We start from the raw sequence: 26,928 nt of genomic DNA, 5'->3' as shown, positions 1-26,928 counted from the left end.
TCAGACGGTGACCGAGCTCGAATCGATGTTCTCGCGCACGAAGCTCGAGAGGCTGCGAGCTGCGAATTCGCGGAAGTAGGCCAGCTTGTCGGCAGGCACCAGCGACGGCAGCACGGTGTTCCACACCTTCTCCATACGCGACGGCGCATCCTCCAGACGAGACTGCGCCTCGGACACCATCAGAACTCCGGCCAGCATTTCGCAGACCAGCAGCGCCGCGTTGCCGGCGTCCAGGTGGTCGGCGACATCGCCGTGCTCGATGGCCCGCTCGAAAAGGTGCTCGAAGATGTTGCCCCAGGTGCCGAACACGCTTCCACGAGCGGTGTCGGACCCGTCGATCTCCATCTGCAACCGGTACATGACCCGAACGAGCGGATCCGACGCTGCCAGCTCGAGAACCGAGTACGAGATTCCGATGACGGATTCGAGGGCCGGGCTGCGGCTGTCCACCAAGCCCGCGCAGGCCGTGGACACGCGCTCGTGACCTTCGTCGACGATGGCGCGAGCGAGTTCTTCCTTGGACGCGAAATGGAAGTACAGCGCACCCTTGGTCACGCCGGACTGCGCCGACACCTGACTCAGCGTGGCATTGGCATGCCCCACGTCGAGGAAGAGATCCGCTGCGGCGCGCAGTGCCGCCGCGCGAGTGGCTTCGGCCCTGAGTTGTCTCACCATGTTGCTACACCCCTGCTCAGTCGATCTTGCGATGACATCGACACCTTGGTTCGCGCTGGCTCCCGGGTGCTGAACCCACGATCTCGAATTCACGTTCCCATTACGGGCTTGTCAGCGCTCGCCAATAGTAACCGGTTCGTCGGCGATTTTGTGATTCGAAAGTGACAATTACATGAAGAAGACCTCGTTTACAAAACGATCGAAACGAAAAGTTCCACTTCTCCGGCATTCGTAACGACTTCTACTTCCTCGGCGTAAGCACGGAATAGCGTTCCGGATCGAACACACTCGTCGACTTGCGCCCAGACGTCTTCGATCGGATCCGCGAGAGCACCACTCGGCACGAACACTGCAAACACACCAGTCGGTATGGATACGAACACATCTCCCACCCCGACGTCGCTCGGCGAGTCCAGAGGCACACCGACGAGTGCATTGACGGTGCCGTGCGCATCGGGGACATACACGGTGGTCACCTGCGTGGCGTCGATGTTCTTCTCGCGCACACGATCTCGGAGAAATCCCATCCATTCGCTGCAGCTGGCCTCGGCACCGGGCTCCACCCGCGGTGCCACCAACCCACCGAACAATTCGGCGCTGCGCGCGGTGATCCGAAAGCTCATCACGAACCGCCGGACTGCGTGATGGCCAAATACAGGTCGACTTTGTAGGCGTGCGGGTAGCACTCGTAATCACCGGTGAACGATCGCACTATCTCCCCGTTCTCCTCGGCGTGATCGATCTGATTCCACAATCGAGTGAGAACGTCGGGAAAATAACCGACCGCGGAGAATCGGGCATATTTTGCAGAAGGCACTTTTGCGATCAAATGCCCACGCGTCACCTGCCCGAGCGACGAGCACTGGTAACCGACTATCTGTGTATTGTACGATCCGATTCCGGGGGCGAAGTCCGTGTAGATCGACGCAAGCGGTCCGGCAGTCTCCTGGTTCAGCACTGCGGACCATGCCTGGTTGAGGGCGGGATCGTTCAACCGGCCCAGTGCTCGTTTGGGACTGCGAACGGGGAGACCGGCGACCCACGTTTCGGGGAGGTCGACGATCTCGAACGACATTCACACTCCGTATGGAAGTTGCAGGGGCAGATCCAGCGCTCGGACCGTCGGTTCACGATATAACCCGTCAATCTACCGGGCCGACCGGTACGTAGATGATCGTTTGTTCAACAGGATGTGTCACCGGGCATTGCCCCCGCGCATCGACACCGACGACGCGACATCACCGACCGATCGCGTCGAGCACCAATCTCGCCATCGCAGCGCTGCCCAGCGGCGTCGGATGCAAGAACGGTGTCGGGCCGAACGTCAACGAGCCCGTGAACCAGCGCTCTGCAATGGGTGCGCATGCGTCGTGGCCGACGGCCGGCCCAGCCACATCGACGAACGTTGCACCATGCCTGCCGGCACTGTCTCGGAGCACGGAGTCGAACCGCACGAAGAAATCCTGCACGAACGCCGCGTCGGCACCGTGCAGATTCGAGTCCGGGAAGCAGCCCTGATGGTCGAAGTAGCCACCGTGGCCCACCAGCACGACGACGGCGCGTGGTGAACGCTGCGCAATCGCGTCGAGTACGCCGTCCAGTACCGGCCCCAACTGCCCGAGCCTGTCGTCGATCGCGTGCAGCACCGCCGGGTCGTTCCGGCACCGCGGATCTTCCTGCGGCACGGGTTGCAGACACGGGCCGATCAACTGTGCCCAGTTCAGGTCGTTGCCACCTATCGAGAGGGTCACCAGCGTCGTGTAGGGCCGCAGCGCATCGATCTGAACCGGAACACGATGAGGCAGTGGCGTGAACGTGGTCTGCGGCGTGGAAACGACATGTGCGCTCGTCGCCCCGCTGCACGCGACGCCGGCGAAGGACTCCGGGTGCAGTGCGCCCGCGATCATGGCCGGATACGCCGCGTCGGATCGTCCACATCCGTCCCCGCCGGCATAGGACAACCACGCGGGCCCGGCAGCTCTGGAGTCGCCGAGAGCGACGTAGTGGACGGGGTTGTCGACGACGACGTCTGCCGACGCAGTCCCGACGAGCTGTCCCGTCAGCAGGGATACGGCAAGACCGACGACGAACGTCCGAACTTCGAAGCGCACGACACTTCCCGCCTGCTACGCGGCCGCCCGACCGGCCCACCCCGACTCGACTCTCGGATGCCCGAGGGTCGAAGAACCACGAGACAGTAACACCGCGTCGGTGACGACGCGGTCCTGTATCGGAACCGTGGGCCCGGTTCCGGGGGTCAGCAGATACAGCGAGTCGATCGGGACGACCGATCGGACAATTGTCGCGGACCGCTCGAATCAGCCGTGAATTTACTCGGCCGATGCCGTAGTGACATATTCGCCATCGCGCACAGGTGACAAATACTGTTCCGATGTCACGCCCTCGTTCGAATGCGAAACCGGCAGAATTCGCGACTCGCATCCGGACAATATTCGAGTCAACGGCCAATGCACGGTGTGCAGAATCATGTCGGCGATCAACAGTCGACGTAGCGCCTTGTTCGCCAAATCATGATGGACCCACGTTCGGTAGGAACTCAGCACATAATGACGATATTCGAGGGGCGGAGTCAGCAGTCGCCGACCGGACACTTGGACGCACATCGTTTTGATCAAGGCAATCTGGAGACCGACGCGGTACAGGCACAGCGAGAGGTCGATGTCCTCGTGCAGGTCGGTACGCAGACTCACGCGGTCGCGGGCGGCTTCCCAGGCGGAGCGGCGAATGGCGAAGTTGTTGCCCGATGCCGCCGATACCCGCAACTCGTCGGGTTTGCGCTTGGTCGAGTAGTCCACGTACGCGCCATACGGTGCAGCCCAGGGCGAGTCGTACAGGTAGATCGGCCCGGTCACCGCCGCGTAGTCCAGCCTGCGGTCGAAGAAGTCCAGAATCGACTCCGCCCAATCCGGGGCGACCCGAGTGTCCGCATCGATACGTCCGATGATGGATCCTTCGGCCCGATCGAAACCGGCGTTGCGCGCATGAACGACGCCTCGCTTCGACTCCCGGATCAGAACTATCTCCGGAAACCGTCGGCTGTAGCTCGCTACCACGCCGGCGGTATCGTCGGTGGAATTATTGTCCACCACGATTATTTCGTGAATGTGTTCACGTTGCGCCAATAAAGCATCCAGGCATCCACCCAAATGCGCCTGTTCGTCGAATGCGGGCACAACAACGGAAAGAGTGTTCACAACGCCAACCCCTGACACCTTTTTGGCAATGCGTAGCTCGGCAATTTACAAAGCAAATACAAAGGGTACCGAGCCTCTGACGCAAATGATGCTACATCATCAATTCGAGAAAATAAGTCGCCGAATTCCGGTCCGATAAAAGTCTTTCGCCGATATCGACGAGTCCTTTATCGATCGTTCGACAGAGTTTCGCTCTCGGAATCCGGCGTCGCGCCCGCTACAACTCGCGCGCCGGGTCGATCGTTCAACTCCCGGCGACGGACGGCAGGGCTGCCGACATACACCGCGTCCGGTTCGCAGTCTTTGGTCACCAACGAGTTCGCCCCGATGATGCATCCCTCGCCGATGCGGACCCCGGGCATGATCACTACACCGGACCCGATCCACGTGCCTCGTCCGATGGTGACCGACTCGCCCCGCAGCAGGCCTGCCCGACGCCACGATGGTCCGACGTCATGGGTACTGGTGATGATCCGAACGTGGTCCGCCAGGAACACATCGTCACCGATCACGATGTCGGCAACTGTGTCGAAGTGGCACCCGAAATTCACGAAGACCCCAGTGCCCATCCGTACCGATCCGCGTCCCTGGATCATCGCACCGCCGTATATCAGGCACGACCCGTCCGTCCGGACTCCCGCCGGCCGCAGCAAGGTCGCCCGCAGTACCGCAGGAACGATCGGCAGGTTCGCCACCGACACGAGGGTTGCCTGACGCATCTGAAAGAGGGCCCACTTGACGTTCGACGAGTCGCTCGCCCAGGTCGGGATCAGGGAGCGCAGGTTCACGCTGCCTCTCGCATCCGTTCGTCGGACAGCGCACGGTCGTCGACGGGCAGCGCGCGCGAGGGCACCGCCGAGAACATTCTCGAGATCGGCCAGCGCAGCGTGTGCAGGAGCCAATCCATTGCAACGATCCGGGCCAGCTTTGCCGATGCGAGCCCGTGCTCCTTGTAGGAACGGTAGCCGGCAATCGCGTAGTTCACGTACTTCACCGGCGAGGTAGCCGATCGCCGACCGGAGACCGCAGCCTTCATACGGCCGTTCTGAGCAATCGGCAGTTTCTTGCCGGCCAACGACAAGCACAAATCGATGTCCTCGTGCACGCAGGTCTTGTCACTGACGACGTCACGAACGTCGCGCCAGGCAGATGCGCGGATTGCGAAATTGTTGCCCGATACCGCCAATGCGCTGCGCACCGACGGGTCGCGCTGCTCCGCGCGTGCGTGTTGCCACGCCAAAGGCCGGGCCCACGGCGACTCGTACAGGTAGGTCCGCCCGCCCGCGGCTGCAATCGTGGAGTGCTCTCCGAAGAATTCGATGATCGAGCGGGCCCACCCGGGCCAGACGCGCGTATCGGCGTCTATGCGCCCGATGATGGACGACTGTACGAGATCGAAGCCGGTGTTCCGGGCATGCACGACGCCCCGATTCGGCTCGTTTACCAGCTGCACCTTGTCATTGACCTGGCACAGGGTCTCGACCATTTCGAGTGTTCCGTCGGTCGAGCCGTTGTCCACCACGACGATACGGTCTATGTAGTCGCCCTGATCGAGCAGCAGATTCAAGCATTCGCCGATGTGGTCGACCTCGTCGAGCACCGGAATTACCACACTGAGAGTGTTCATTTCGATCCCCTGATTGAATTCGACACCTACCGAACGCGCAGGCACGCGTATAAAGATACGACATTAGCCACGCGAACACTAAAGTCAGCCGAAGAAGCAGCCCCAGCTCAGAGCACCGAAAACTGCAGTGTGACGTGGTTTCGGGCGCTAAGCAATCCAAAAGACCGTTTCGGGTCAATGGTGCTCATGAGACGTTCGAAAGAATTCGATTCACGTTAATGATCGAATGTTGTCCGAATACGTCATATTGCCGGAAATGCCTCAGCTCACGCGACGACGTATGAGGCCTATGGATATCGATCGTGCGCGACGCAAATACGATGTAGCCCGTCGCCAATGTCTTCGGCGGATCGCCACGTCCACTGCGGCGACCACACCGTCGTCGGTCACGCCTGCTTCCGCCATGGCAGCGAGCCCGTTTCGCAGGTGATGGCAGTCGCGGTTCGTCAACGTCGACGACCTGACGGCGGACAGATCGATGGGTCCGGGCAGTGCAGCACTCTGCGCACCTGCGGCCGCCAACCCGATCTTCGTTCTGATGCACTTGACGCACACTCCGCAGTTGAACCGACCGTCGCGGTTCTCCCAGCACACCCGTAGATGCTGCAGTGCCGTCTCGTCTGTCGCCAGACGTCGAATCTTGCCGAGCCGGTCCTCATCCAGAGCGTCGTGCTCGACGGTGACGCTGCCACTCGACCACAGCGGGTCGAGATCGGGATGCGACCCCCAGATCACCTGATCCCAGCGGCTGTTCGAGGACGGAATCAAGACGGTGCTCAGGTGACCGGACAACGCCAGCCCGACATGCGCCAAGGCGGCACCGTGAAAGTCGTATCCCCAATCGAGCGACAGCCGGTCACCGAACGCCGACCTCAACGTGGTCTTGACCTCGATCAGCGGCTTGCCGAGCTCCGCAGCCGCGTCCCGGGCACTGGCCAGTGCTCGACCCGCCAAATCCTCGTTCCCGGCCGCGATGTCGAAACCGTGAACGAAGATCAAATGGGTGATGCGATCGGATTGGGTGATTGCCGAATAGAAGCTGTCCACGCCTCCGCTGAAGAAGCAACCCACCCCTCGGCTGGCGGAAAGTGTGTCCGAAGGTTCAGCCGATACCGAGACTCGACGAAACCGTCTGGGATACCAGTCGAGGAACACCTCCTGCGCCGCGGAAGCACCTCGAAGTGCCGTCGAATCCACCGGGCTGTCGAAAGCGATACTCCAGTTCTTTCGCATTCCCGCTACCAGCATCGGAGGAAGCCACGGAGTCGCCGAATGGTCCAAGTCGTAATTCGACGCGGTGGTGACCAGTGCCGCTTTGCCGAGAGGCGTCACTATCCGGGCCGCAATCCGATGAGCCTCGGTGTCCTCGACATGCACGGTCATCTGGCTGGTCACCGTATGAAGTGTGACACAAAGATAGGTGACGTAACGTCGCTCTGAGCTCTGTATTGCCTTGATTCACAACGAAGGCCGCCACTCCAGGTGAGTGGCGGCTTTCGTTTCGGTGGAGCTGAGGGGAATCGAACCCCTGACCTTCTCGATGCGAACGAGACGCGCTACCAACTGCGCCACAGCCCCGTTTGCCGTCGTCTCGACCGGCTGGGCAACTCTAGCAAAGCCCCTCGGGACCGCTGTTACGCGCCCTGCGCCCGACGGAAATCGCCGTCATCGTCGCGGCGTGCCTGGAACGGCTCCTCGTAATGATCGAGATGCTCGAACTCCGGGTCCTCGTCGTCGATCTCGAGCACTACGGCTCCGGGGCGACGCAGACGCTGCGGCACGAGTTCGAGCTCTTCGTCGGTCTCCGATTCCACACCGAGGCGCGAGCGACCCATGCGTGTGAGTCGTCGTCGACGAATCTCTTCTTCGATCTGCACCTGCCTGCGCAGGTAGTACAGGTATCCGACGAGGACTGCGACGGACAGCCCGCACAGCCACCACACCGTCGGGGAGATGATGAACGCCAGTGCCGCGGTCGTGATCGCGGCGAACACCAGGCCGAGAACCGCGCGCTGACGGAAGGCGTATCGGGCGGCCCTGGCGATGGCGTCGGCCTCGGGATCGAATCCGCCGCGGCCGCGTCGGCGAGGCACGAAGTCGTCGTCGACGACTCCCGGCTCGTGTGCGGGAGAGCTCGCGCGAGGTGCGTCGTGGACCGGTTCGTCGCGTTCGAGGTCGTTTTCTTCTTCTGCGTGAGTGTCCATGGGGTCCTCCGCGGTACCGGGTAGATCGGGTGAGTCCGAACGAATCGACGCGAATTTCGGGCCGAAGATCTCGCTGGCGGGCGCGGAGACCCGTAGGTCGTCCTCCGGCCGCCAGTCGGGATCACTGCGGTGGCCGGTCGCGGGGCCGCGCTGCTTGCGCTTGGTGCCACCCCGATGCAACACGCGCGTGGCGAGTGCTGCGTCCGTGGTCTGCATGATCTGCGGACGCTTGGTCATCAGCATGGGAAGAAGAACGAAGAGCCAGACGGCCACGAGACCGATCCAGATGATCGAGTTCGGCATCGGCGATGTTCTCCTTCCTCAGGCGACAGCGACAGTCGAGACGCCCTCAGGTTATGTGGAGCAGGTGCGAGAACCCCGCAGACGCGCCGACCCGAATTACACTCCTGTCACTTTGACAACATCTGCAACCGCAAACCGTGGCGCGAGCGCTATGCCCACGCAGCCCTGCCCGCACGGACCAATCGATCGACGACCGATCCCTGCACCTCGCCCGAGGTGATCGCGACGAGCTTGTGGTCGCGCCACTCGCCGTCGACGTCGAGGTACTTGTAGAGCAGGCCCTCTTCGCGGAATCCGACGTTGCGCAGCACGGCCTGGCTGGCGAGGTTCTCCGGACGCACCGTCGCCTCGACGCGGTGCAACCCGACCGGCCCGAAACAATGATCGAGTCCGAGCGCCAGCGCCGCGGTGGCGACACCTTTGCCGTTGACTTCCTTGGACACCCAATAACCGATCCACGCCGACCGGAGCGCGCCACGCACGATGTTTCCGGTGGTGATCTGCCCGCAGAATTCACCGTCGACCTCGATCACCATCGGCAGCATGTGCCCCTTGCGCGCCTCGGACTTCAGGCCCGAGCACAGCGTCGGCCACGAGGATATGTGGTGTCGGGAATTCCAACTGCCCTCACCGCTCGGCTCCCACGGCTCGAGGTGGGCGCGGTCCTGGGTGCGGATTCGACTCCAGGAGGCTGCGTCGCGCATGCGGACGGGCCGAACCGCCACCGTTCCCCCGGCCACTTGCACTGGACCCAATTTCGCCGGCCAACCCGGGTGGCTCGACCACGTTCGCGGCATCAGTCGATCGTATGCGCTGCGCGTGTGAGCGCGTGCGTCAGCCGCGCTGAGCGAGGAACGAGACCTTCACTTCTTCGCCGGTTCGGATCTCGGTGACGTCGGGATCGATGACGACCAGGCAGTTCGCCTCCGCGAGTGTCGCGAGCAGATGAGACGACGAGCCCGGTGCACCGCCGAGAGCCTGGACGAGATATTCGCCGGTGCCCTCGTCGCGCATCAGTTGTCCTCGCAGGAACCCCTTGCGGTCCTCGATCGATGTGATGGGTGCGACGGTCCGCGCGGTGACGGTTCGGCGCAGCGGCTGGCGACGACCGAGCGCGATGCGAATGAGCGGACGGACCATCACCTCGAACACCACGAGTGCGCTGACGGGGTTGGCAGGCAACAGGAACGTGGGCACCTCGTCACGTCCGAGCTGGCCGAATCCCTGCACCGAGCCGGGGTGCATGGCAACCCGCTCGACTTCCATGTCGCCGAGTTCGCCCAGTGCCTCTCGGACGCCATCGGACGCGCCGCCGCCGACCGCTCCTGCGATGACGACGATCTCGGAGCGGATCAACTGGCCTTCGACCACTTCACGCAGTCGCTTGGGGTCGGTGCTCACGATGCCGACTCGGTTGACGTCGGCTCCGGCATCGCGTGCCGCAGCGGCGAGCGCATAGGAGTTGACGTCGTACACCTGACCGGGCCCGGGAGTCCGATCGGTATCGACCAATTCCCCGCCCACCGAGATGACGGACAATCGCGGACGCGGATGCACCAGCACCTTGTCGCGTCCGACGGCGGCCAACAAGCCGACCTGCGCGGCACCGATGATCGTTCCCGCACGCACTGCGACGTCACCGGGTTGGACGTCGTCGCCGATCTTGCGCACGTAGTCGCCCGAGCGCACCGGACGGAACACCTTGACCCGGGCGCGGCCGTTGTCCGTGCGATCCAGCGGCAAGACGGCGTCGGCCAGCGTGGGCAGCGGCGCGCCCGTATCCACCCGCACAGCCTGACGCGGCTGCAGGCGGATGGGCTGACGCGAACCCGCGGAGACTTCGCCGACGACGGGCAGCGTCAGGTCGATGCGCTCGTCTTCCTCGTTACGCAGGTCGGTGCCTGCGGAGGCGACGTCGACACTGCGTACGGCGTAACCGTCGATCGCGGCTTGGTCGAAGCCGGGAAGGGGACGCTCGGTGACCACTTCCTCGGCGCAGAGCAGACCCTGCGCTTCCGAGATGGCGACCCGAACAGGCCGTGGAGCCACCGCCGCTGCGGTCACCCTGGTCTGTTGATCTTCGACCGAGCGCATCTGGCCCTTCCTCTATGGCATCGACCCGCGATGCTATTCGTACGTCGTCAGTTCCGGTGCCCAGCTGTCGCTCAAGCGTTCGTTCAGCCATTCACGCAGCGCGGGACCGTAGTCGTCACGCTGCAAAGCAAAGTCAACCGCAGCGCGTAGGTATCCCCCGGGATTTCCGAGGTCGTGTCTCGATCCACGATGCACCACCACGTGAACGGGATGGCCCTCCTCGATCAGAAGTGCGATGGCGTCGGTCAGCTGCAATTCGCCGCCGGCACCGGGCTCGATGCGTCGCAACGCGTCGAAGATCGCGCGGTCGAGCAGATAGCGGCCCGCGGCAGCCAAGTTGGACGGTGCCTCTTCCTTCTTGGGCTTTTCGACCATGCCGGTGACTTTGAGGACGTTCGGGTTGACGGCATCGGGCACGATTTCGACGGAGAAGACGCCGTAGGACGAGACCTTGTCGTCGGGAACCTCGATGGCGCACAGCACCGAGCCGCCGCGCTTGGCGCGCACCCGGGCCATGACGTCGAGCACACCACGCGGCATCACCAGATCGTCGGGCAGCAGCACTGCGACCGAATCCTCGTCGTCGTCGAGCGCTTCCTCGGCACATGCGACGGCGTGGCCGAGTCCGAGGGGTTCGTGCTGAATGACCGATTGCACATCCAGAAGCTTGGGGGCGACGCGTACCTTCTCGAGCATTTCGAGCTTTCCGCTCGCTTCGAGCTTCTTTTCCAGAACGAGGTCCTCGACGAAGTGGGCGACGACGCCGTCCTTGCCGGGTGAAGTGACGATGACCAACCGTTGCGCACCGGAATCGGCCGCTTCTCCGGCGACGAGTTCGATACCGGGAGTGTCGACGACCGGAAGCAGTTCCTTCGGAACGGTTTTCGTGGCCGGCAGGAACCGGGTACCCATGCCTGCGGCGGGGACGATGGCCGTGCGGAAGTGCACAGGCGTGGCGGCGGTCGTCGCTGAAGCGGCTTCTGTCATGGTGCTCACCCTATCCGTGGTTTCTGGAAATTGGCTCGGCGTGTGCCCCGTTCGACCCCCGAGTACATATCGTTGAACGACAGCACGAGAGGGAGAGTGAACCGTTGTGAGCGTTCCCGAATTTTCGGAGAACACGCCGAAGGATCTGTGGCGGGAGCATGTCCTCGCCGAACGCCGACTGCTCGACGATGCGCAACGCGCGATGGAGTCCTCCGCACTCTGCCATGCCGTCGGCGAATTGGCGGCCGAACACTCGGTCGTGGCGGCGTACGTTCCGATCGGGCGGGAGCCGGGGTCGATCGAGATGCTCGACGCGATGGCCGCGGCCGGTGCCACGGTTCTGCTGCCGAGTGCCCATGAGCCGGGGCCGCTGAAGTGGGCGCGTTACGAGGGCCGCGATGCGTTGGTGCGGGCACCGTACGGGCTGCTCGAGCCGTCGGGTCCGCTACTCGAGCCCGACGCCGTCGGGCAATGCTCGGTGGTGCTGCTACCTGCGCTGGCCGTCGATCGACGTGGTGTCCGGCTGGGCCGCGGAGCCGGGTTCTACGACCGGACTCTCGACCTGTGCAGTCCCGACGCCATGCTGGTCGCCATCGTGCGCGACGAGGAGTTGTTCTCCCGGCTACCGGCCGAACCGCACGACCGCCGCGTGACGCACGCGCTGACTCCCGGCGGCGGGCTCGTACGCTTGGGTACGGAATAACGCTACGATTCGATTCGTTGGCACTCCTGACTGTAGAGTGCTAATGCTCTCCCCAGTTTCGACGAACAGACAAGACACCGGCGGTGTTCGGCCTCGGCCAGCAGAGCGCGAACCTCCTCGGTGACCAGCGCGGAGGAAACACGATGCCCACCTACTCATACGCCTGCACCGAGTGCGACAACCGCTTCGACATCGTCCAGTCCTTCACCGACGACACGTTGACGGTATGCCCGGCATGCTCCGGCAAGCTTCGCAAGTTGTTCAATTCGGTCGGCATCGTCTTCAAGGGCAGCGGCTTCTACCGCACCGACAGTCGGGGCAACTCCGGCACCGCCAGCGAAGGCGCGAGCGAGAAGAAGTCCGACGCCGCGGCCACGAAGTCGGAGACCAAGAGCGACTCGAAGCCTGCCGAGAAGAAGTCGTCGGATTCGTCCTCGTCGAGCAGCTCCTCCTCGTCCTCCTCCACGAAAGCTGCTGCCAGCCAGTAGTTTTCGGATCCATCCACAGGCCGGCCTGTTATCCACAGGCCGGCCTTTTCGGTCTCTTCAGGCCAGTTGGGACCGCTACCGTTCCGGTCATGGCTGCCCGCAAGAACCGACTGGACTCGACGCTGCTCGACCGCTTCGCTCAGCGTCCCGCGTGGGTGGGATCGGTGAAAGTTCGACGCATCGCCGCGGGCATTCTGGTGGCCGTCGCAGTCCTGCTGTTCGTCGACGACGCCGCAGGCGACGATCGCGTCCGCGTCGTCACGGCCGGCCGCGACCTGACGCCGGGAACGATACTGACGCCGGCCGATGTGGCCGTCGCCGAATGGGATTCGGCCACGGTGCCCGACGGCGCAGTGCTCGATTCCGCCGACGTGGACGGACGGACACTGACCGGACCGGTTCGAGCAGGCGAATTGCTCACCGACGTCCGGCTGTTGGGCTCGCGAACAGCCAGCGCGGCGCTGGGGTCCGAGGCACGCGTCGTACCGGTCCATCTCGCCGACGCGGGCGTGACCGACTTACTCAGAGAGGGCGATCGAGTGGACGTCCTGACCGTCGAAACTCAGGAGAATCCCGACGCCCTACCTGCAGCTCGGATACTGGCATCGGGGGCGATGGTGGTGCTCGTCTCCGCCGAGGCCGGTGGGAGTCGTCAACGAGATCGGGTGGTGCTACTGGCCCTACCCACCGAGGATGCGACGACGGTGGCGGCCGCATCTCTGGTGAGCGCCCTGACGGTGACGTTGCACTGAGGGTTCGGCTGGCGGGCGATTCACGAGGTCCGAAGTCACTCGATCTGCGTTAATGTCTGGCGGGACCGAAACATACCTACAGATCGGAGAGTGGCTCATGCTGAAGGGATTCAAGGACTTTCTGTTGCGAGGCAACGTGGTCGACCTCGCGGTCGCAGTCGTCGTCGGCGCAGCATTCACTGCGATCGTCACGGCGTTCACCACGAATATCATCAACCCGTTGGTCGCCGCTGTCGGTGGCAGCAACGAACTCGGGTGGGGAATCAAGATCCTCAGTAGTAACGACGCCACGTTCATCAATATCGGCGCGGTCATCACGGCGATCATCAACTTCATCATCATCGCCGCGGTCGTGTACTTCGTGCTGATCCTGCCGGTGAACACCGCGAAGAAGCGCTTCGTCAGCCAGCCGGAGAAGGAACTGAGCGACGTCGACGTGCTGGTGCAGATCCGCGACATCCTCGCAGGGGGAACCGCTGCAGGACAGAAGCTTTCGACGGCGGCCGACACCACCGGCGGCAGCGGCGAAGCAATCGATTCACCCTCCCCCGACCTCGGTAAGCACTCGAAGGACTGACACCGGTCTGCTTCAACGAATGAATGCGCCATTCACGCTGTCAGACGGCGTGAATGGCGCATTCATTCGTTGTGGGGCGTGCGGCAGGCCGTGAGGGCCCGTCAGGCGATCAGTTGGTGAACGTGGTCAGCGGTAGCTCTTCGAGCGTGATCGAGGTGCCATCCGCCTCGCAGGCGGACTTCACTGCTGCGCCGTTGTCGACGAACGCCTTGCCCGACTCGCTGTCGGGCTCCGACAGTTCGAGCGTATCTGCGGGAACGGCGTCCGCGAACGTCGTCATCACGCTGGCGACGTCACCGGACGCGGTGCCGGACAGTGACTTCACCTTGTCGACGGCCGCCTGCTTGTCCGCAGTCCACTGCTCGATGTTGGCTGCCGACCCCGGGCCCGCCTTCACCAGACCGACGAACGCATTGTGGTCGGCTGCGAAAGAGTTGCACACGTCGGTGTTCTGACCGGTGGCTGCCGAGTCGTCACCACCACTGCAACCGGTGAGCAACCCGAGAGCAACGACGGCTCCGGCGGCGAACACTGTGAAACGGGCTTTCGGGTAAGTCACTGCTTCTGCGCCTCTCTTCATGTCGAACTGCGTTCGAGCCGAACATAGTTCAGGCCCGCACGGAGAATCCGTGCGGGCCTGAACCGGAAGAACTAGGAAACCAGAATCAACCGATCGAGATCAGTTGAGGCGAGTTGCCGGGCCGTACGTGGTGATCGAGTCACCCTTTGCGCTGAGCAGGGTGACGTACGGACGAACCGTGACGTTGCCCAGGATGCCCGTAGCGGTGCCGTGGACGCCGGCGAGCTGGATGGAGCCCTGAGCGCCTGCAGCGTCACCCTCGGTCTTGGAGATGTTCGCCTCTTCGTTGAAGGTGGCGATTGCACTCTCGGACTGAACGACGCCGCCGCCGGGAGCGAGATCGATGGTCGCAGTTGCCTGCGGGATCAGCTGAACGCCGACGTCGAGGTTGCTCTTCGAGGTCGCGGTGGCGTCGACGGGAAGTGCGCCGAGGTCGGGAACCGTCGTGCCGTCAGGGAGCAGACCCTTCAGCGGTCCCTTGTAAGCAATCCCGGACGTGTTTCCACTGCCGATGCCCAGGTTGGCCGAAGGTGAAGCCCACTCGACCGACACGCCGCCGTCGAGGCTCAGCGGGTAGCCGATCTGCAGGCCGGCGGTGAGGGTGCCCTCGAAGTCGTCAGCCGTGGGTCCCTGAACGTCGAAGGATGCGCGGCCGTCGTAGAACCACTCACGGGTGAGCGGGTTTCCGTCGAGAGGCGCAACGCCGCTGACGAAGGAGTCGGACAGCGTCAACGTCACGGTGTTGCCATCGGCGTCGACGATGGACTTCGCGCTGTCGACAGCGGCAGAAGCGGTCCCGGTACCGAGCACCAGGCCGACTACCGAAGCGCTGGCAGCAACTGCGACGCTCATGGACTTGAGTCCCCGGCTGCGCCGCGACTTCTGGATCTCCGTCATTTATTCCTCATCATGTTCAGTCCCAGCGCGGTGTCGCACGGGGAAGCTTGTGGCTTTCACCCTCGAACTGAATCGCACGCGTCAGTGTGTGCGAGCCCGAGCCGGATGGAGCCTGAAGGCCACATCCTCGTTTGTTCAGTTCCGAGATGAAGGGCGCGGCACCGGTTGGTCCCACGCCCTGATCCCTTGGAAGCTGAGGGGAACATTAGAGGAGATGCCTGACCGTGACAATCCCTACGATCGACGCTCAAACGTTGCCATCTCGTGATGTGTTTCGTCGGCGTGAACATCTTTCACACCCGTGTTAGCGATAACCTGCGTCACAGCATCTCCCGAGAAGTCGAAACCGTTACAGGTGCCGATCAGGAGTAAAACGACCCTGATATGGGAAGACGTGACGAGAGCCCTGTCCGGATTGCGCGATAAGCCCGGCCCACACCCGGTCTGTGGTGTCCGTTTTCGGCGGCTTCGCCCAGCGATACCGCCCGGTAGGTCGCTAACGACAGGTAAACGACTAACTAACAGAGCTGTCATTCCAGGCAGCGAAATGTGTTGTGGATCACACTAAAAGTAATGGGGTGGTCGCTGCTGCTTCAACCAATCGACCGACAAAGAGTCGCCATCGGGACCGTCGCCCCGGTCGTCTCCCGTCGCGTCCGGCAACACGTCCCCGAAGATACGAGCGAGCCGGGCCCGTTCTGCTCGGGCCCGGCTCGCTTCGTCGTCCGGTCGATTCTCGATCGGCTCGTCGTTCATCGCAGTGACTACGCGTCCAATCCCGACAGCTCGGCAATGACCTGACTCGCCAGCGGAGTCAGCGTCGCCATGCCGTCACGGATGGCCGCACGGGACGACGCAAGGTTGACCACCAGCGTGCTGCCCGATACTCCGACCAGTCCCCGAGACAGGCCCGCGTCCAACGATCCGGCTGCCAGGCCGGAAGAGCGCAGCGCCTCACTGATTCCCGGGATCTCGCGATCGAGCACCTCGGCCGTGACGTCGGGAGTGACGTCGCGAGGCGAGACACCCGTGCCGCCGACGGACACCACCAGATCGACACCGCCGATCACCGCGGTGTTCAGCGCGTTCCGCACGTCCACTTCGTCGGCCGTCACTGCCACCACACCGTCGACCAGGAATCCGGCCTCGGTCAACAGTTCGGTCACCAGCGGACCCGTCGAATCCTTCTCGTTGCTGTGAGCTGTCCGGTCGTCCACGATGACGACCAACGCGCGGCCGGCCAAGGGTGCGTCGAGTTCCATACCGCTCACCGTAGTAGTAAGGCCCGTACCCGGCTCACGCTGTGCGTAAATAGTTGCAATGGTGCCGTGCCTGCCGGCTTCCCTGAGCATCAGCGACCGCCCGGGAACGACGGGATCTGCAGTGAAGGAACCTGCGCAGCCGGTGCCGCAGCCGGCTCGGCCGTGCCCAGCGTCACGTCGACGGTCTTCTCGCTGCCGCCGTCCGTGTAGGTGATCTTCACCGAATCGCCGGGTGCGTGCGAACGCACGGCGGCGATCAACGCGTCACCACTGGCAACGATCCGATCGTCGACCTTGGTGATGACCGCGCCCTTCGGAATGCCTGCCGACGCAGCCGGGCCACCCTCGGTGACCTCGACGACGGTTGCGCCGTTGGCATCGTCCTTGGACGGCACCTGCACACCGATCATCGCTTGGGTGGCCTTGCCGGTGGTGGTCAGCTCGTCGGCGATCCGCTTGGCCTGATCGACCGGGATCGCGAATCCGAGACCGATCGAGCCGCTCTGCGCGCCGGAGCCCTCACTGCCGCCCAGAGTGGCGATGGCGGTGTTGATGCCGATCAGTTGGCCATCGGTATTGACGAGAGCGCCGCCGGAGTTGCCGGGGTTGATGGCCGCGTCGGTCTGAATGGCGTCGATCACCGAGTTCTGGTTGCCGGACTCACCGGACGTCGATACCGGGCGGTTGAGTGAGGAAACGATGCCGGTGGTGACCGTTCCGGCGAGACCGAGAGGCGAGCCGATGGCGACGACCTGCTGGCCGACCTCGAGGTTGGACGAGCTGCCCAACTCGATCGGCGTCAAATTCGTCTTTCCTTCGGCCTTGATGACGGCCATGTCCGAGACGGAGTCCGCACCGACGATGGTGGCGTCGGCCACCGACCCGTCGGCGAACGCGACGGTCAGTTTGCCGTTGGCCCCTGCGCCGGTGGCGACGTGGTTGTTCGTCAGGATCAGGCCGTCACTGCTGAGGATGACGCCGGAGCCCTCGCCTTCCTGCTGTGAGCCCTTCACCTGAATCTGCACGACACTGGGCAACACCTTGTTCGCGACGGCCTGAACGGAACCGTCGGGGAAGTTGGCGGCCGGTTGCGCGGCGGTGATCGGCGAGTTCAGCGAATTGGTGACGCCGGCGTTGTTGCCGTTGGCGTTGTTGGTCGCGATGGCACCGACGGCGCCGCCGATTCCGCCGCCCACCAGAACGAGAGCAATTGCTCCGGCCACCAGAGCGGAACGGCCCGGCCGGGACTTGACGGTGCCCGATGCCGAATGAGGCTGCGGCGCAACCTGTTGGGGCTGCGCATGCTGGCCGGGGTTGTGCTGACCGGGGTTGTGCTGACCGGCCTGCGACTCGCCATGCTGACCGTAGGGGCCGTAGCCGGGCTGGTACTGATTCTGCCCGTAGCCCGCGTACTGCTGTGGGTAGCTCTGCTGGGGATGCGCCTGCTGCGGAGGGAATTGCTGCGTCGGATTCTGCTGAGCCGGCTGCTGCTGGGTGGGCTGCTGCTGGGTGGGCTGGTGCTGGGTGGGCTGGTGCTGAGTCGAGGGATCGTGCTCGCCGCCGTGTGAAGCCCGGTCCGCAGGATGATGCTGTGCACCGGCATCCCGTCCGGGCTGTTCTGGTTCGTTACGGTCGTCGCTCATCGCTGTTGCTTCCTTCGATAGAGACCTCGGCTTCGAGGTCGCCCGCCTTCTTGCTACTCACTGTGCAGGGCGGTACTGAGAGCGCGCTGAGACTCGCCTATCAGTTTGCCGAGAGTGTCTCGGGGTCCGCGGCACCCTCACCGGGCAACACGATTCGAATGAGAGCTCCACCCCGCTCGGACACCTCGACGGCAATCGTGCCGCCGTGTTTGACGACCACCTGCCGCACGATGGCAAGTCCCAGACCGGATCCGGGCATGGAACGCGATGCCGTCGAGCGATAGAAACGCTCGAAGACGAGTTCGCGGTCTTCCTCCGGAATGCCGGGGCCCGCATCGTCCACTGTCAGCTCGAGCAGGCCGTCACCGATCTGCCGCATGGCAATTCGCACTTCTCCGCCACTGGGGCTCCACTTGGCCGCGTTGTCGAGCACATTGAGCACTGCCCTCGACAGGCCCGCCTGATCTCCGTAGACGAACCACGGCATGAGCGTGGCATCGAAGTCGATCTCGTTGCGGCGACGGCGAGCTCGTTCGAGGCTGCGCTCGACGGCATCGGCCAGATCGACCCGCTCGAACACCGTCTCGGGTGCGTCCTCGCGTGCAAGATCCACCAGATCACCTACCAGCGTGGACAATTCCTGAATTTGAGCTACCACGTCGGTTCGCAGCTCGGCCATGTCCTCGTCGGGAATGGACGGTGCACCCGGACGTCCCGCCGCGATCAACAGTTCCATGTTGGTGCGCAGCGACGTCAGCGGCGTGCGAAGTTCGTGCCCGGCGTCGGCGACCAATCTGCTCTGCCTGCCGCGAGATTCGGCCAAGGCTCGGAGCATCGTGTTGAAACTCTCGGTCAATCGGGCCAATTCGTCGTCGCCGGTCACCGGAATCGGCGTCAGATCGTCGGTACGCGCCACCCGCTCTGCGGCCGCGGTCAATCGTGCAATCGGCCGTAACCCGGTGCGCGCCACGGCCATGCCGGCACCCGCCGCCAACACCACACCGCACGCACCGACGACCAGTAGAACCCACGCCAATCGATCCAGCACTTCCCCGGTGGGCAGCAGTCGCTGCGCCACGATCAGGGTGCTGCCGTCCTTGGTGCGCAGCGCGAGCACTCGCTGATCGTCGAGTGTGCGCAGCGACGAGGCCTGCTCTCCGCGCACCACAGCAAGTTCCGAATCGCCGACGGGCACCTTGGGTCCGGGCGGGTTGTAACTGGTCATGTCGGGGTAGATCAACGCCACACTGACGTCGGTGCTGTACAACGTGGCACCGGCCACGAACCGTGGGTCGTAGGACACCAGGTCCGATTCCGCCAATGCCGATGCGCGAGAACGCAACTGGGTGTCCACGTCGCCGTACAGCGCGCGCGAGACCACGGTGTAGGCCGCAATGGCCATGACGGCCACCGCGATCGCCACGACGGACGCAGCCAACAGCGTCACCCGCCACCGCAACGACACCGATCTCGTCAACGGCGTCGGTGGCCGCATCGGCGGAGGCGGAAGTGCGCCGCCGTCGGGCGTCTTGCGCCCGAACGAACTGCCTATCACGGGGGCGTCTCGCGCAGGACGTATCCGACACCGCGAACGGTATGGATCAGTCGCGACTCCCCTTCGGCCTCGGTCTTGCGCCGCAGATACCCGACGTACACCTCGAGCGCGTTGCCGGAAGTCGGGAAGTCGTAGCCCCAGACCTCTTCGAGAATGCGACTTCTGGTGAGCACTCGGCGCGGATTGGTCATGAGCATCTCGAGCAACGAGAACTCGGTCCTGGTGAGGCTGATCGAACGCTCGCCGCGCGAGACCTCACGGGTGACCGGGTCCAGCGACAGGTCCGCGAACGTCATGGTCTCCGAGTCGATGCCGGCTTCCATAGCTGTGCGCCGCAACAATGCCCGCAGCCGAGCCAGGAGCTCCTCGAGCGCGAACGGCTTGGGCAGGTAGTCGTCTGCACCGGCGTCGAGACCGGCTACGCGCTCGGACACCGAATCACGCGCCGTCAGCACCAGGATCGGCAGGTCGTCGCCCACGCTGCGCAATCGCCGACACACCTCGAGGCCGTCGAGACGCGGCATCATCACATCGAGCACCAACGCATCGGGACGCGCCGCAGCTACCTGTTCCAGGGCATCGAGGCCGTCGACCGCCAGGTCCACGGTGTACCCGTTGAACGTGAGCGACCTGCGCAGCGATTCGCGCACCGCTCGATCGTCGTCGACCACCAGTATCCGCATCGGTACAGTTTGTCCTGGTCGACTGAGACACGGCTGAGAGGGGTGGTCGGTCGGTACGCGCACCGGCAGTCGAAGCTCACAACGTAGGTAGGTTCCGAGCCTGGGGCAGGTTCCATTTACGCCACAGGGCCAGCAATCTCAGGCCGGTCGCCAGTACCGTCCCCGCGACCAACCCGACGTTCTCCGGCAGGGTGAGCGCCTCGGCCACCACGACGGCCGTCGCACCGAGCAGCGCAGGTAGGGCATACAGGTCGCGGTGCAGCAGCAGGGGAACGTCGTTGACGAGGACGTCCCGGATGACGCCACCGGCCACGGCCGTCGTCGTCCCGATCAGCGCTCCCGACAGGGCGCTACCGCCGACACCCAAGGCGATCGTCGCGCCGGTCGACGCGAACAGGCCCATCCCGAACGCGTCGAGCACGAGCACGCCTCGGCGCACCTTGCCCATCTGCCGATGCGCGACGAACACCACCAGCGAGGCGAAGAACCCGACGGTGACGTTCGGCCAGGTATCCAGCGACGTCGGCGGATGGATACCGAGCAGCAGATCGCGAACGATGCCGCCCCCGATACCCGTCGTGATTCCGACGACGCAGACCCCGAACAGGTCGAGTCGTCGATGTACGCCGACCAAGGCACCGGACGCCGCGAAGACTGCGATACCGATGTATCCGAGGAGGTCGAGAAGCACCGAACGAGCATGTCATGCGACTGACAGCAGCTTCACAGCAACATCGAAACGGCGTCACAGCCTTCGGGAGCACGGTTGCGTTGTCATACAGGGCCGACGAGTAAGGACGAAGACATGGGCATCGGATTCAAGAAGACGATCGCCACCCTCGCGGTGGCTGGGGCACTCACTCTCGGCGGCGGTGCCATCGCCGACGCAGCGCCCGACCGCGCGACGCTTCCCGCAGTGTCCGGACTGACCGAATCGGACGCGGAGCAGGCATTGTCGGATGCAGGCTTCTCCGACGTGAACAGTGACTACGACCGTCCTGACGCGACGGTTGTCGGAACCAACTTTCAAGCCGGCGACAAGGTCAGTGAGAACGCCTCCCTTCTACTGATAGTCGGTGCCGGCTAAGTCAGCCGAACCGTCCCGTCGTCGTCGACGCGCCAACCGGGGTTGTGGCAGATTTCCCAGATGACTCCGTTGGGGTCGGCGATGTGGGCGTGATAGCCACCGAACGATGTCCGCTCCGGTGCCTTGATCGGTGTCGCGCCGGCCGCGAGAGTGGCCGCGAACATCGCGTCGACGGCCGCCGCGTCGTCGACGTTGTGCGCCAACGTGACCGAGCCGAGATCGTGTTCGCGCGGCGGCCGTCCCAGATCCCCGTCGAACGCGGTGGCGTCGTACAGACCGAGCACCGCACCGGGCCCGATCTGGAAGAACAGAATCTCGCCAGGAACGTCGAGCAACGGCGTCCACCCCAGGCCGTCGCAATAGAACGTTCGAGCGGCATCGAGATCCGCAGTGGCCAGAGTGGTGAAATGAACTTGCTGCTGCATCGCCCCATTGTTTCAGGCGATAGTCTCGGTCGGGTGCCGTCCGGCACATTAGAAGTTCTCGAACCGAGGTGACCCGAAGTGCCGATCGTCGACAATGCCGTCTATGTCGAGGGAAAGCGGACCGCGAATCCGGAGAGTCTCGACATCACGTTCGAGTGCATGCGTGACCGCCACGGTATGGCGTGGATCGGCCTGTACCGTCCCGAGATCAGCGAAATCAACGCAGTAGCAACGGAATTCGGGCTGCACCGACTCGCCGTCGAGGATGCCATCGCGGCGCATCAGCGGCCGAAGCTCGAACGCTACGCCGAGCAATTGTTCGTCGTTCTGCGACCCGCGCGGTACATAGACGAGACCGAAAAGGTCGAATTCGGTGAATTGCACATTTTTCTCGGAGCCGATTTCGTCGTCACGATCCGCCACGCCGAATCACCCGAACTCGGTCTCGTCCGACATCGACTGGAGGAATCGCCCGAGTTGCTCGCGCTCGGGCCCGAGGCCATCCTGTACGGAATCCTCGACCAGGTGGTCGACGAGTACGTCCCGGTGGTGAAGGGACTGCAGACCGACATCGACGAAATCGAGGATCAGCTGTTCACCGGCGATCCCAGCGTATCGAGGCGCATCTACTCACTGCTGCGTGAGGTGTCCGAATTCGACCGTGCGGCAAAACCTCTGGTGGAGATGATCGAATCCCTCAAGCGCGGGTCCGACAAGTATCACGTCGATGTCGAGCTGCAACGAAACCTTCGGGACGTGTTGGACCACGCCATCCGCATCTCCGACCGCATCGAAGCGTTCCGATCCAACCTGCAGAACGCGATGACGGTGCACTCCACCATGGTGGCGCAGCAGCAGAACGAAGAGATGCGGAACATGACACAGGTCAGCCTCGAGCAGAACGAACAGGTCAAACGAATCTCGTCCTGGGGCGCAATCCTGTTCGCGCCGTCGCTCATCGCCGCGATCTACGGCATGAACTTCGAGGACATGCCGGAACTGAAGTGGCACTTGGGTTATCCGCTGGCGCTGATCGCCATGGTGATCTGCTCCAGCGCGCTCTACGTCGTGTTCAAACGTCAGAAGTGGCTGTAGAGCAGCTGCGCCGCACGTGAGTGGAAGTTCGTAGCAGGGGTCGAAGTTCCACTCACATGGGCACTCAGGAGGAACCGAAGATCGGGCCCACCGGGATATCGCGCTCGAAGGTGAGGCGATCGAATTCGTTGCCGTATTCGTCGATCGCTCCGATGGACATCGCGCTGGCCTTGATGCCCGGAATACCCGGCACCACATCGACTCTCACGAACGAGTAGTTCAGGAATCTCACTCGCGACCACGTGATCGACTCCGCCGACTTGGTGCCGTCGGGCGCCCAGACGTAGCTGTTCGGAACAGCCGTGTCCGGCAATTCGTGGCCCCGGTAGCTGACGCCCTCGCCGTCCTGGAACGTGTAACGCGGACGACCACCCCCGCCGACGGTGTAGTACACGGTGCCGTCGGTCTTTCCGCGAACCGTGGCGTTGTCGCCGGCGACCCGCGTCGCACGGTTGGAGCGGATCGGATCGGTGCGCTCGAACACGTGGTTGTGCGCCTGGAGCACCACGTCGACCTCGTACTTGTCGAACAGCGATACCCACGCGTCGCGTACGCCGCCGTCGCTCGCGTGCGTCGAGGTGGTCGAGTAGGCGCAGTGATGGAAGAAGCAGACGATGAAGTCGATGTTCGGGTCCGCCCGATACTTGGCGAGAGTCTGCTCCACCCAGGTGTTCTGGGCTCCGCCGCTGTAGCCGGTGTTGGCTTTGATCTCGTAGCTGACGTCGTTCGCGTCGAGCGAGAGCACCGCGGTGTTGCCGTACACGAACGAATATGCCGACGGGCAGCCTTTCGGCCCGGTGCTCGGTTGATCGAGACGTGCCGCGTGGCCGCCGTATCCGTTGGGGCTGTACAGCGCCTCCATGTCGTGGTTGCCGGTGGCAAACAACCACGGTGTCGTCGACGCGCTGGCCTCGATCGCCTGGAAGTAGCCGTCCCAGACGAAGGGATTGAACTTGTCGAATCCCTTCGGCGGCGTCTTGCCGTGGCCGGCGAACTGCGGTGGCAGACCGGCACCCGACGGGTCCGCGTAGGCGATATCGCCGGCGAGAATGTGGAAGTCCGGACGCGACGCCTCGATCTGGCGATTGATGTTGCGCGCGTGCTTGACCGACGGTTCGTTGTCGGCCTTGTAGTACAGGTCGTCGTAATCACCGGCCACCAGACCGGCTGGCTGCGAAGGGGTTTCGTCGACGCCCTGGTCCCCCATCATGGTGAAGCGGAACGGAGCGATGCGTCCGGTCGGCAGCGCCGGAGATGCGCTGCGGATGTCGCTGACGAAACCGTCCGCGGTACGCCATCGGTAATAGTGCGGCAGCTTGGGCGTCAGATTGTCGACGGGCACGTGCACGTAGTACTGCTCGGCCGACAGGATGCCGCCATCGGTCTGCGGAACCTGGCTGACGAGGTTGCGCACCTCGGCGGAGGTCGTGGCTCCCAACGCAGGCGTCGGGCCGTGATCGAGGAAGACACCGGTGATGCCGGGATTACGGGAAAGCTGAGCGGAGAATCGCAACTGCGTCGCCGGGTCGTTGCCGAAGCCCATGTGTCGACCGGCCACCGCCAGCGGGGCGTCCTGCGCATAGGCGGTGCGCGTGAACGCCGAATTACCGACGCCCACCGCGGCTGCCGTGGCTGCGGCACCGACCAGGAAGTTGCGTCGACTCACCGGGTGCCGCCGCAGGAACGACCGATGCCAGTCGTGTTGCTCGGCCATCGTCATGTTCTCGGCGAGCGTCCCCGGAATTCCGGTCGCGACGGTCTCGCCTGCGGGATTGAGCGTCATGAATCGATGGTGACCGCCGAGCCCCCTCGGACGCTGAACAGCAGAGCACATTGCAGGTGAACAGACGGAGAACAGCGAGGCACAACAGGACGAACGGGGACAATCCCGTCGAGAAGGAAGGCCCCACCGGACCAAGGGCAACGGCGGTTCAGAAAGGCCGCAACCTCACGCAACACTGCGGTAAAGATCGGTAGATATCCAGCCACACGAGCGCCAGTCAGAGCTCTTGAGATATCCGAGTGGATAATCGCGACAATTTGCTTGCCCATTCAGTGGACAACCAGCGCGCCGATGGCCGTACGCACTGCTACTGTGAGCACGAAACTTGAGGTCAGCGCCCGTTGGCTGAAGTTCGACGTGAGTTATACACCTCCGGTGATTGCACGCGCCCCTGTGGCTGCAGCCAGTCAACGGGAGCCAACAGTTGAAAACCGAGGAGAAGTCATGCTGAAGAAGTCGTTGACCGTAGCTGCACTGTCCATTGCCTGTGCGCTCGGATTCGCCCCGCTGGCGCAGGCCGCCGATGTGCCCGATTTCAAGGACAAGATCGAGGGCAAGTCGATCTCCGCCGCGCGAGCAATCATCAAGGACAGCGGCAACCTGATGCTGGTCAAGCTCGACGGCCCCATCAACGATTGCGCACTCGCAGATCGCACAGCAACTGCCCTGCGCTCGGTGTACTTCGCGCCCATCGACCGCAGCAACGTGACCATCACCTTCTCGTGCCCCGAAGAGGAGTGAGTCTTCTCCTCCCCTGAACGACACGAAGGACGCGCACCGAGAGTGATCTCGGTGCGCGTCCTTCGTCGTTCAACAGGGCCCTGCACCCTCAGGTCCCCTTGACGTTGAGAATCTGGCGTAGCTCGTGCTCGACGCTCACCAGGTCGCGGGCGTCCTCCATCACGACGTCGATGGACTTGTAGGCGTCGGGAATCTCGTCGATGAAGTCTGCACTGTCGCGAAACTCGATCCCCTTCATCCGCTCCTGCAGGTTCTCGTGGGTGAACCGCTTCCTGGCCTCGGTCCGAGAGAACTGCCGACCGGCACCGTGAGGAGCCGAGCACAGGCCGGCCTTGGAACCCTTACCGGCGACCACGTACGAACGCGTCCCCATCGACCCCGGGATGATCGCCTTCACACCCTCGTGTGCGTCGATTGCACCCTTACGGGTGAGCCAGACGTCCTTGCCGAAGTGCGTTTCCTTCACCGTGTAGTTGTGATGGCAATTGATTCGCTCGACTTCGCGATGGTCGTCCGTTCCCATCCACTCGGCGAACACCGCGCCGAACCGGTCCATCATCTCAGCCCGGTTCAGGTACGCGAACCGCTGCGCCCACTTCAGATCTCTGATGTACTGCGCGAATTCAGTCGAGCTCTCGGGCAGGTACGCGAGATCTTTGTTGGGCAACGAAATCCACCATTGGGCACACAATCGCTGCGCAATCGCGATGTGCTTCTTCGCGATCTTGTTCCCCACGCCCCTCGACCCACTGTGCAGAAACAGCCACACTCGATCGGTCTCGTCGAGGCACAACTCGGCAAAGTGATTGCCGCCGCCTAACGAACCGAGCTGCTCCCGCCACTGCGGTGAGTGGTTCAGCTCTACACCGTCCCTGGCCGCCAACTCCTCGAGTTCGAGCAGCTTTGGCGCAGTGAACTGCCATCGATCGACACCGACGTTGTAGTTGCCGGGTGAGAGGGGGATGCTGGCCTCGATGGCAAGTCGCAAATCCTTCAGGTTCCGTCCGTCGAGGTCATCGAGGGCGAATTCTGTTCGGACACCGATCATTCCGCAGCCGATGTCGACACCGACGGCGGCGGGAATCACGGCACCCAACGTCGGAATGACCGTCCCCACAGCACTTCCCATGCCGCTGTGCGCGTCGGGCATCAGGGCGACGTGTGGATGCACGAACGGCATCGATGCTGTTTCGCGAGCCTGCTCGAGCGTCTTGTCCTCGAGCTGTGACGCCCAGTTGAGCAGCCGTAAGCCCACCTTGTTCGGGGGCATGATGTTCCTTTCTGCCCCCTCGGCGAGAGAGAGCTATTCGATGGGTCGCTGTTTGCCGGTGAGAGCAGCACACAGCTCGGATGAATATGCGCGCAGCACAATGCTCGGACGGACTCTCGTGTCGAGAGCCGCGCAGGGCAGACAAGTGGCGCGCATGGCGATGACCCTATCGAGCTGAAAGTCTCCGACGCGAGCTAATTAATTCGACCGTGAGGATGGGAGACGGGACAGAATGCACAGAAGTGCGCCGCTCGGACGGGATCCCGTCGATGTGCGTCGCTA

At 63.5% G+C, this 26,928-nt stretch carries 29 protein-coding genes and 1 tRNA gene; 7 read left to right on the top strand and 23 right to left on the bottom strand.

Annotated elements, in window-relative coordinates; all coding sequences use genetic code 11:
• The 13 genes from QM588_RS09460 to QM588_RS09400 all read right to left on the bottom strand — a co-directional run bounded on the left by QM588_RS09460 (nucleotide 1) and on the right by QM588_RS09400 (nucleotide 11,105).
• Nucleotides 1-675: a ScbR family autoregulator-binding transcription factor gene (locus QM588_RS09460; RefSeq protein ID WP_027496059.1), complete on the bottom strand. Its 675-nt coding sequence runs from the start codon at nucleotides 673-675 to the stop codon at nucleotides 1-3.
• 188 nt (nucleotides 676-863) lie between these two features.
• Nucleotides 864-1,181, bottom strand: coding sequence for an AraC family transcriptional regulator (locus tag QM588_RS09455; protein ID WP_283312766.1), 318 nt, complete (start codon nucleotides 1,179-1,181; stop codon nucleotides 864-866).
• Nucleotides 1,182-1,297: 116 nt separating this feature from the next.
• On the bottom strand, nucleotides 1,298-1,750 hold the full coding sequence (locus tag QM588_RS09450) for a GyrI-like domain-containing protein (RefSeq protein WP_283312765.1): 453 nt from the start codon (nucleotides 1,748-1,750) through the stop codon (nucleotides 1,298-1,300).
• Between the two features lie 163 nt (nucleotides 1,751-1,913).
• The gene (locus QM588_RS09445) at nucleotides 1,914-2,786 is read right to left on the bottom strand and encodes an SGNH/GDSL hydrolase family protein (RefSeq protein WP_283312764.1); all 873 of its coding nucleotides are present in this window, start codon (nucleotides 2,784-2,786) and stop codon (nucleotides 1,914-1,916) included.
• 219 nt (nucleotides 2,787-3,005) lie between these two features.
• Nucleotides 3,006-3,869: a glycosyltransferase family 2 protein gene (locus tag QM588_RS09440; protein ID WP_442972890.1), complete on the bottom strand. Its 864-nt coding sequence runs from the start codon at nucleotides 3,867-3,869 to the stop codon at nucleotides 3,006-3,008.
• Nucleotides 3,870-4,057: 188 nt separating this feature from the next.
• Nucleotides 4,058-4,678: an acyltransferase gene (locus QM588_RS09435; RefSeq protein WP_283312761.1), complete on the bottom strand. Its 621-nt coding sequence runs from the start codon at nucleotides 4,676-4,678 to the stop codon at nucleotides 4,058-4,060.
• Nucleotides 4,675-5,517, bottom strand: coding sequence for a glycosyltransferase family 2 protein (locus QM588_RS09430; RefSeq protein ID WP_283312760.1), 843 nt, complete (start codon nucleotides 5,515-5,517; stop codon nucleotides 4,675-4,677). Before QM588_RS09430 ends, QM588_RS09435 begins: the two co-directional genes overlap by 4 nt.
• 261 nt (nucleotides 5,518-5,778) lie before the next feature.
• Nucleotides 5,779-6,912, bottom strand: coding sequence for a hypothetical protein (locus QM588_RS09425; protein WP_283312759.1), 1,134 nt, complete (start codon nucleotides 6,910-6,912; stop codon nucleotides 5,779-5,781).
• A 110-nt stretch (nucleotides 6,913-7,022) separates the two neighbouring features.
• A tRNA-Ala gene (locus QM588_RS09420) sits at nucleotides 7,023-7,095 on the bottom strand.
• Nucleotides 7,096-7,151: 56 nt separating this feature from the next.
• Nucleotides 7,152-8,024, bottom strand: a complete 873-nt coding sequence (gene sepX, locus QM588_RS09415; RefSeq protein WP_032371228.1) for a divisome protein SepX/GlpR — start codon at nucleotides 8,022-8,024, stop codon at nucleotides 7,152-7,154.
• A 149-nt stretch (nucleotides 8,025-8,173) separates the two neighbouring features.
• On the bottom strand, nucleotides 8,174-8,821 hold the full coding sequence (locus QM588_RS09410; protein WP_283312758.1) for a GNAT family N-acetyltransferase: 648 nt from the start codon (nucleotides 8,819-8,821) through the stop codon (nucleotides 8,174-8,176).
• A 37-nt stretch (nucleotides 8,822-8,858) separates the two neighbouring features.
• Entirely contained in the window at nucleotides 8,859-10,118 is a 1,260-nt protein-coding gene (glp, locus tag QM588_RS09405) for a molybdotransferase-like divisome protein Glp (RefSeq protein ID WP_027496053.1), read from the bottom strand.
• Between the two features lie 33 nt (nucleotides 10,119-10,151).
• Nucleotides 10,152-11,105: a UTP--glucose-1-phosphate uridylyltransferase gene (locus QM588_RS09400; protein WP_027496052.1), complete on the bottom strand. Its 954-nt coding sequence runs from the start codon at nucleotides 11,103-11,105 to the stop codon at nucleotides 10,152-10,154.
• A gap of 106 nt (nucleotides 11,106-11,211) precedes the next feature.
• On the opposite strand from QM588_RS09400, the gene QM588_RS09395 reads away from it, so the two are divergent.
• The 4 genes from QM588_RS09395 to mscL all read left to right on the top strand — a co-directional run bounded on the left by QM588_RS09395 (nucleotide 11,212) and on the right by mscL (nucleotide 13,625).
• Entirely contained in the window at nucleotides 11,212-11,808 is a 597-nt protein-coding gene (locus tag QM588_RS09395) for a 5-formyltetrahydrofolate cyclo-ligase (protein ID WP_283312756.1), read from the top strand.
• Nucleotides 11,809-11,951: 143 nt separating this feature from the next.
• Nucleotides 11,952-12,296, top strand: a complete 345-nt coding sequence (locus tag QM588_RS09390) for an FmdB family zinc ribbon protein (RefSeq protein ID WP_032373126.1) — start codon at nucleotides 11,952-11,954, stop codon at nucleotides 12,294-12,296.
• A gap of 89 nt (nucleotides 12,297-12,385) precedes the next feature.
• Nucleotides 12,386-13,048 carry a Flp pilus assembly protein CpaB gene (cpaB, locus tag QM588_RS09385; protein ID WP_283312754.1) on the top strand — a complete coding sequence of 221 codons (663 nt, stop codon included), beginning with the start codon at nucleotides 12,386-12,388 and terminating at the stop codon, nucleotides 13,046-13,048.
• 97 nt (nucleotides 13,049-13,145) lie between these two features.
• Nucleotides 13,146-13,625 carry a large conductance mechanosensitive channel protein MscL gene (gene mscL, locus QM588_RS09380; protein ID WP_027496048.1) on the top strand — a complete coding sequence of 160 codons (480 nt, stop codon included), beginning with the start codon at nucleotides 13,146-13,148 and terminating at the stop codon, nucleotides 13,623-13,625.
• A 109-nt stretch (nucleotides 13,626-13,734) separates the two neighbouring features.
• Here mscL and QM588_RS09375 read toward each other — a convergent pair whose 3' ends face one another.
• The 7 genes from QM588_RS09375 to QM588_RS09345 form a co-directional block, all read right to left on the bottom strand.
• Entirely contained in the window at nucleotides 13,735-14,205 is a 471-nt protein-coding gene (locus QM588_RS09375; protein ID WP_283312753.1) for a hypothetical protein, read from the bottom strand.
• A gap of 99 nt (nucleotides 14,206-14,304) precedes the next feature.
• The gene (locus QM588_RS09370; protein ID WP_032399831.1) at nucleotides 14,305-15,102 is read right to left on the bottom strand and encodes an MspA family porin; all 798 of its coding nucleotides are present in this window, start codon (nucleotides 15,100-15,102) and stop codon (nucleotides 14,305-14,307) included.
• 764 nt (nucleotides 15,103-15,866) lie between these two features.
• Entirely contained in the window at nucleotides 15,867-16,364 is a 498-nt protein-coding gene (locus QM588_RS09365; protein ID WP_197077495.1) for a MogA/MoaB family molybdenum cofactor biosynthesis protein, read from the bottom strand.
• A gap of 89 nt (nucleotides 16,365-16,453) precedes the next feature.
• A complete protein-coding gene (locus QM588_RS09360) occupies nucleotides 16,454-18,007 on the bottom strand; it encodes a S1C family serine protease (RefSeq protein ID WP_283312752.1) in 1,554 nt (517 codons plus the stop codon).
• Between the two features lie 100 nt (nucleotides 18,008-18,107).
• Nucleotides 18,108-19,502, bottom strand: a complete 1,395-nt coding sequence (locus QM588_RS09355; protein WP_283312885.1) for a HAMP domain-containing sensor histidine kinase — start codon at nucleotides 19,500-19,502, stop codon at nucleotides 18,108-18,110.
• Between the two features lie 56 nt (nucleotides 19,503-19,558).
• Entirely contained in the window at nucleotides 19,559-20,245 is a 687-nt protein-coding gene (locus tag QM588_RS09350; protein ID WP_027496041.1) for a response regulator transcription factor, read from the bottom strand.
• 76 nt (nucleotides 20,246-20,321) lie between these two features.
• Nucleotides 20,322-20,936 carry a trimeric intracellular cation channel family protein gene (locus tag QM588_RS09345; RefSeq protein WP_032373042.1) on the bottom strand — a complete coding sequence of 205 codons (615 nt, stop codon included), beginning with the start codon at nucleotides 20,934-20,936 and terminating at the stop codon, nucleotides 20,322-20,324.
• Nucleotides 20,937-21,050: 114 nt separating this feature from the next.
• Between QM588_RS09345 and QM588_RS09340 the strand changes: the two genes are divergently transcribed.
• Entirely contained in the window at nucleotides 21,051-21,332 is a 282-nt protein-coding gene (locus QM588_RS09340; protein ID WP_032373043.1) for a PASTA domain-containing protein, read from the top strand.
• Here QM588_RS09340 and QM588_RS09335 read toward each other — a convergent pair.
• Nucleotides 21,329-21,757: a VOC family protein gene (locus tag QM588_RS09335; RefSeq protein WP_032373044.1), complete on the bottom strand. Its 429-nt coding sequence runs from the start codon at nucleotides 21,755-21,757 to the stop codon at nucleotides 21,329-21,331. The genes QM588_RS09340 and QM588_RS09335 overlap by 4 nt on opposite strands.
• A gap of 78 nt (nucleotides 21,758-21,835) precedes the next feature.
• Between QM588_RS09335 and QM588_RS09330 the strand changes: the two genes are divergently transcribed.
• On the top strand, nucleotides 21,836-22,852 hold the full coding sequence (locus QM588_RS09330; RefSeq protein WP_283312751.1) for a magnesium and cobalt transport protein CorA: 1,017 nt from the start codon (nucleotides 21,836-21,838) through the stop codon (nucleotides 22,850-22,852).
• A gap of 64 nt (nucleotides 22,853-22,916) precedes the next feature.
• On the opposite strand, the gene QM588_RS09325 is transcribed toward QM588_RS09330, so the two are convergent.
• Entirely contained in the window at nucleotides 22,917-24,635 is a 1,719-nt protein-coding gene (locus tag QM588_RS09325; protein ID WP_032373045.1) for a metallophosphoesterase, read from the bottom strand.
• 444 nt (nucleotides 24,636-25,079) lie between these two features.
• On the opposite strand from QM588_RS09325, the gene QM588_RS09320 reads away from it, so the two are divergent.
• Complete coding sequence (locus QM588_RS09320) at nucleotides 25,080-25,376, top strand: hypothetical protein (RefSeq protein ID WP_032373046.1); 297 nt, start codon at nucleotides 25,080-25,082, stop codon at nucleotides 25,374-25,376.
• Nucleotides 25,377-25,464: 88 nt separating this feature from the next.
• Here the strand turns inward: QM588_RS09320 and QM588_RS09315 are convergent, their stop codons facing one another.
• Complete coding sequence (locus QM588_RS09315) at nucleotides 25,465-26,646, bottom strand: RtcB family protein (protein WP_283312749.1); 1,182 nt, start codon at nucleotides 26,644-26,646, stop codon at nucleotides 25,465-25,467.
• Between the last annotated feature and the right edge of the window lie 282 nt (nucleotides 26,647-26,928).

The sequence above is a fragment of the Rhodococcus sp. IEGM 1354 genome (assembly GCF_030056855.1).
Classification (GTDB): Bacteria; Actinomycetota; Actinomycetes; order Mycobacteriales; family Mycobacteriaceae; genus Rhodococcoides.
This window is presented reverse-complemented; position numbering and strand designations above follow the sequence as displayed.

What these genes read in the sequence shown, in the direction of transcription:
- QM588_RS09350 (WP_027496041.1), bottom strand. Translation starts at nt 20,245, where the DNA reads ATGCGGATACTGGTGGTCGACGACGATCGAGCGGTGCGCGAATCGCTG.
- QM588_RS09400 (WP_027496052.1), bottom strand. Translation starts at nt 11,105, where the DNA reads ATGACAGAAGCCGCTTCAGCGACGACCGCCGCCACGCCTGTGCACTTC.
- glp (WP_027496053.1), bottom strand. Translation starts at nt 10,118, where the DNA reads ATGCGCTCGGTCGAAGATCAACAGACCAGGGTGACCGCAGCGGCGGTG.
- QM588_RS09370 (WP_032399831.1), bottom strand. Translation starts at nt 15,102, where the DNA reads ATGACGGAGATCCAGAAGTCGCGGCGCAGCCGGGGACTCAAGTCCATG.
- QM588_RS09360 (WP_283312752.1), bottom strand. Translation starts at nt 18,007, where the DNA reads ATGAGCGACGACCGTAACGAACCAGAACAGCCCGGACGGGATGCCGGT.
- QM588_RS09340 (WP_032373043.1), top strand. Translation starts at nt 21,051, where the DNA reads ATGGGCATCGGATTCAAGAAGACGATCGCCACCCTCGCGGTGGCTGGG.
- QM588_RS09335 (WP_032373044.1), bottom strand. Translation starts at nt 21,757, where the DNA reads ATGCAGCAGCAAGTTCATTTCACCACTCTGGCCACTGCGGATCTCGAT.
- QM588_RS09460 (WP_027496059.1), bottom strand. Translation starts at nt 675, where the DNA reads ATGGTGAGACAACTCAGGGCCGAAGCCACTCGCGCGGCGGCACTGCGC.
- QM588_RS09430 (WP_283312760.1), bottom strand. Translation starts at nt 5,517, where the DNA reads ATGAACACTCTCAGTGTGGTAATTCCGGTGCTCGACGAGGTCGACCAC.
- QM588_RS09355 (WP_283312885.1), bottom strand. Translation starts at nt 19,502, where the DNA reads ATGCGGCCACCGACGCCGTTGACGAGATCGGTGTCGTTGCGGTGGCGG.
- QM588_RS09320 (WP_032373046.1), top strand. Translation starts at nt 25,080, where the DNA reads ATGCTGAAGAAGTCGTTGACCGTAGCTGCACTGTCCATTGCCTGTGCG.
- mscL (WP_027496048.1), top strand. Translation starts at nt 13,146, where the DNA reads ATGCTGAAGGGATTCAAGGACTTTCTGTTGCGAGGCAACGTGGTCGAC.
- QM588_RS09410 (WP_283312758.1), bottom strand. Translation starts at nt 8,821, where the DNA reads ATGCCGCGAACGTGGTCGAGCCACCCGGGTTGGCCGGCGAAATTGGGT.
- QM588_RS09365 (WP_197077495.1), bottom strand. Translation starts at nt 16,364, where the DNA reads ATGGAACTCGACGCACCCTTGGCCGGCCGCGCGTTGGTCGTCATCGTG.
- QM588_RS09325 (WP_032373045.1), bottom strand. Translation starts at nt 24,635, where the DNA reads ATGACGCTCAATCCCGCAGGCGAGACCGTCGCGACCGGAATTCCGGGG.
- QM588_RS09375 (WP_283312753.1), bottom strand. Translation starts at nt 14,205, where the DNA reads ATGAAGAGAGGCGCAGAAGCAGTGACTTACCCGAAAGCCCGTTTCACA.
- QM588_RS09450 (WP_283312765.1), bottom strand. Translation starts at nt 1,750, where the DNA reads ATGTCGTTCGAGATCGTCGACCTCCCCGAAACGTGGGTCGCCGGTCTC.
- cpaB (WP_283312754.1), top strand. Translation starts at nt 12,386, where the DNA reads ATGGCTGCCCGCAAGAACCGACTGGACTCGACGCTGCTCGACCGCTTC.
- QM588_RS09315 (WP_283312749.1), bottom strand. Translation starts at nt 26,646, where the DNA reads ATGCCCCCGAACAAGGTGGGCTTACGGCTGCTCAACTGGGCGTCACAG.
- QM588_RS09390 (WP_032373126.1), top strand. Translation starts at nt 11,952, where the DNA reads ATGCCCACCTACTCATACGCCTGCACCGAGTGCGACAACCGCTTCGAC.
- sepX (WP_032371228.1), bottom strand. Translation starts at nt 8,024, where the DNA reads ATGCCGAACTCGATCATCTGGATCGGTCTCGTGGCCGTCTGGCTCTTC.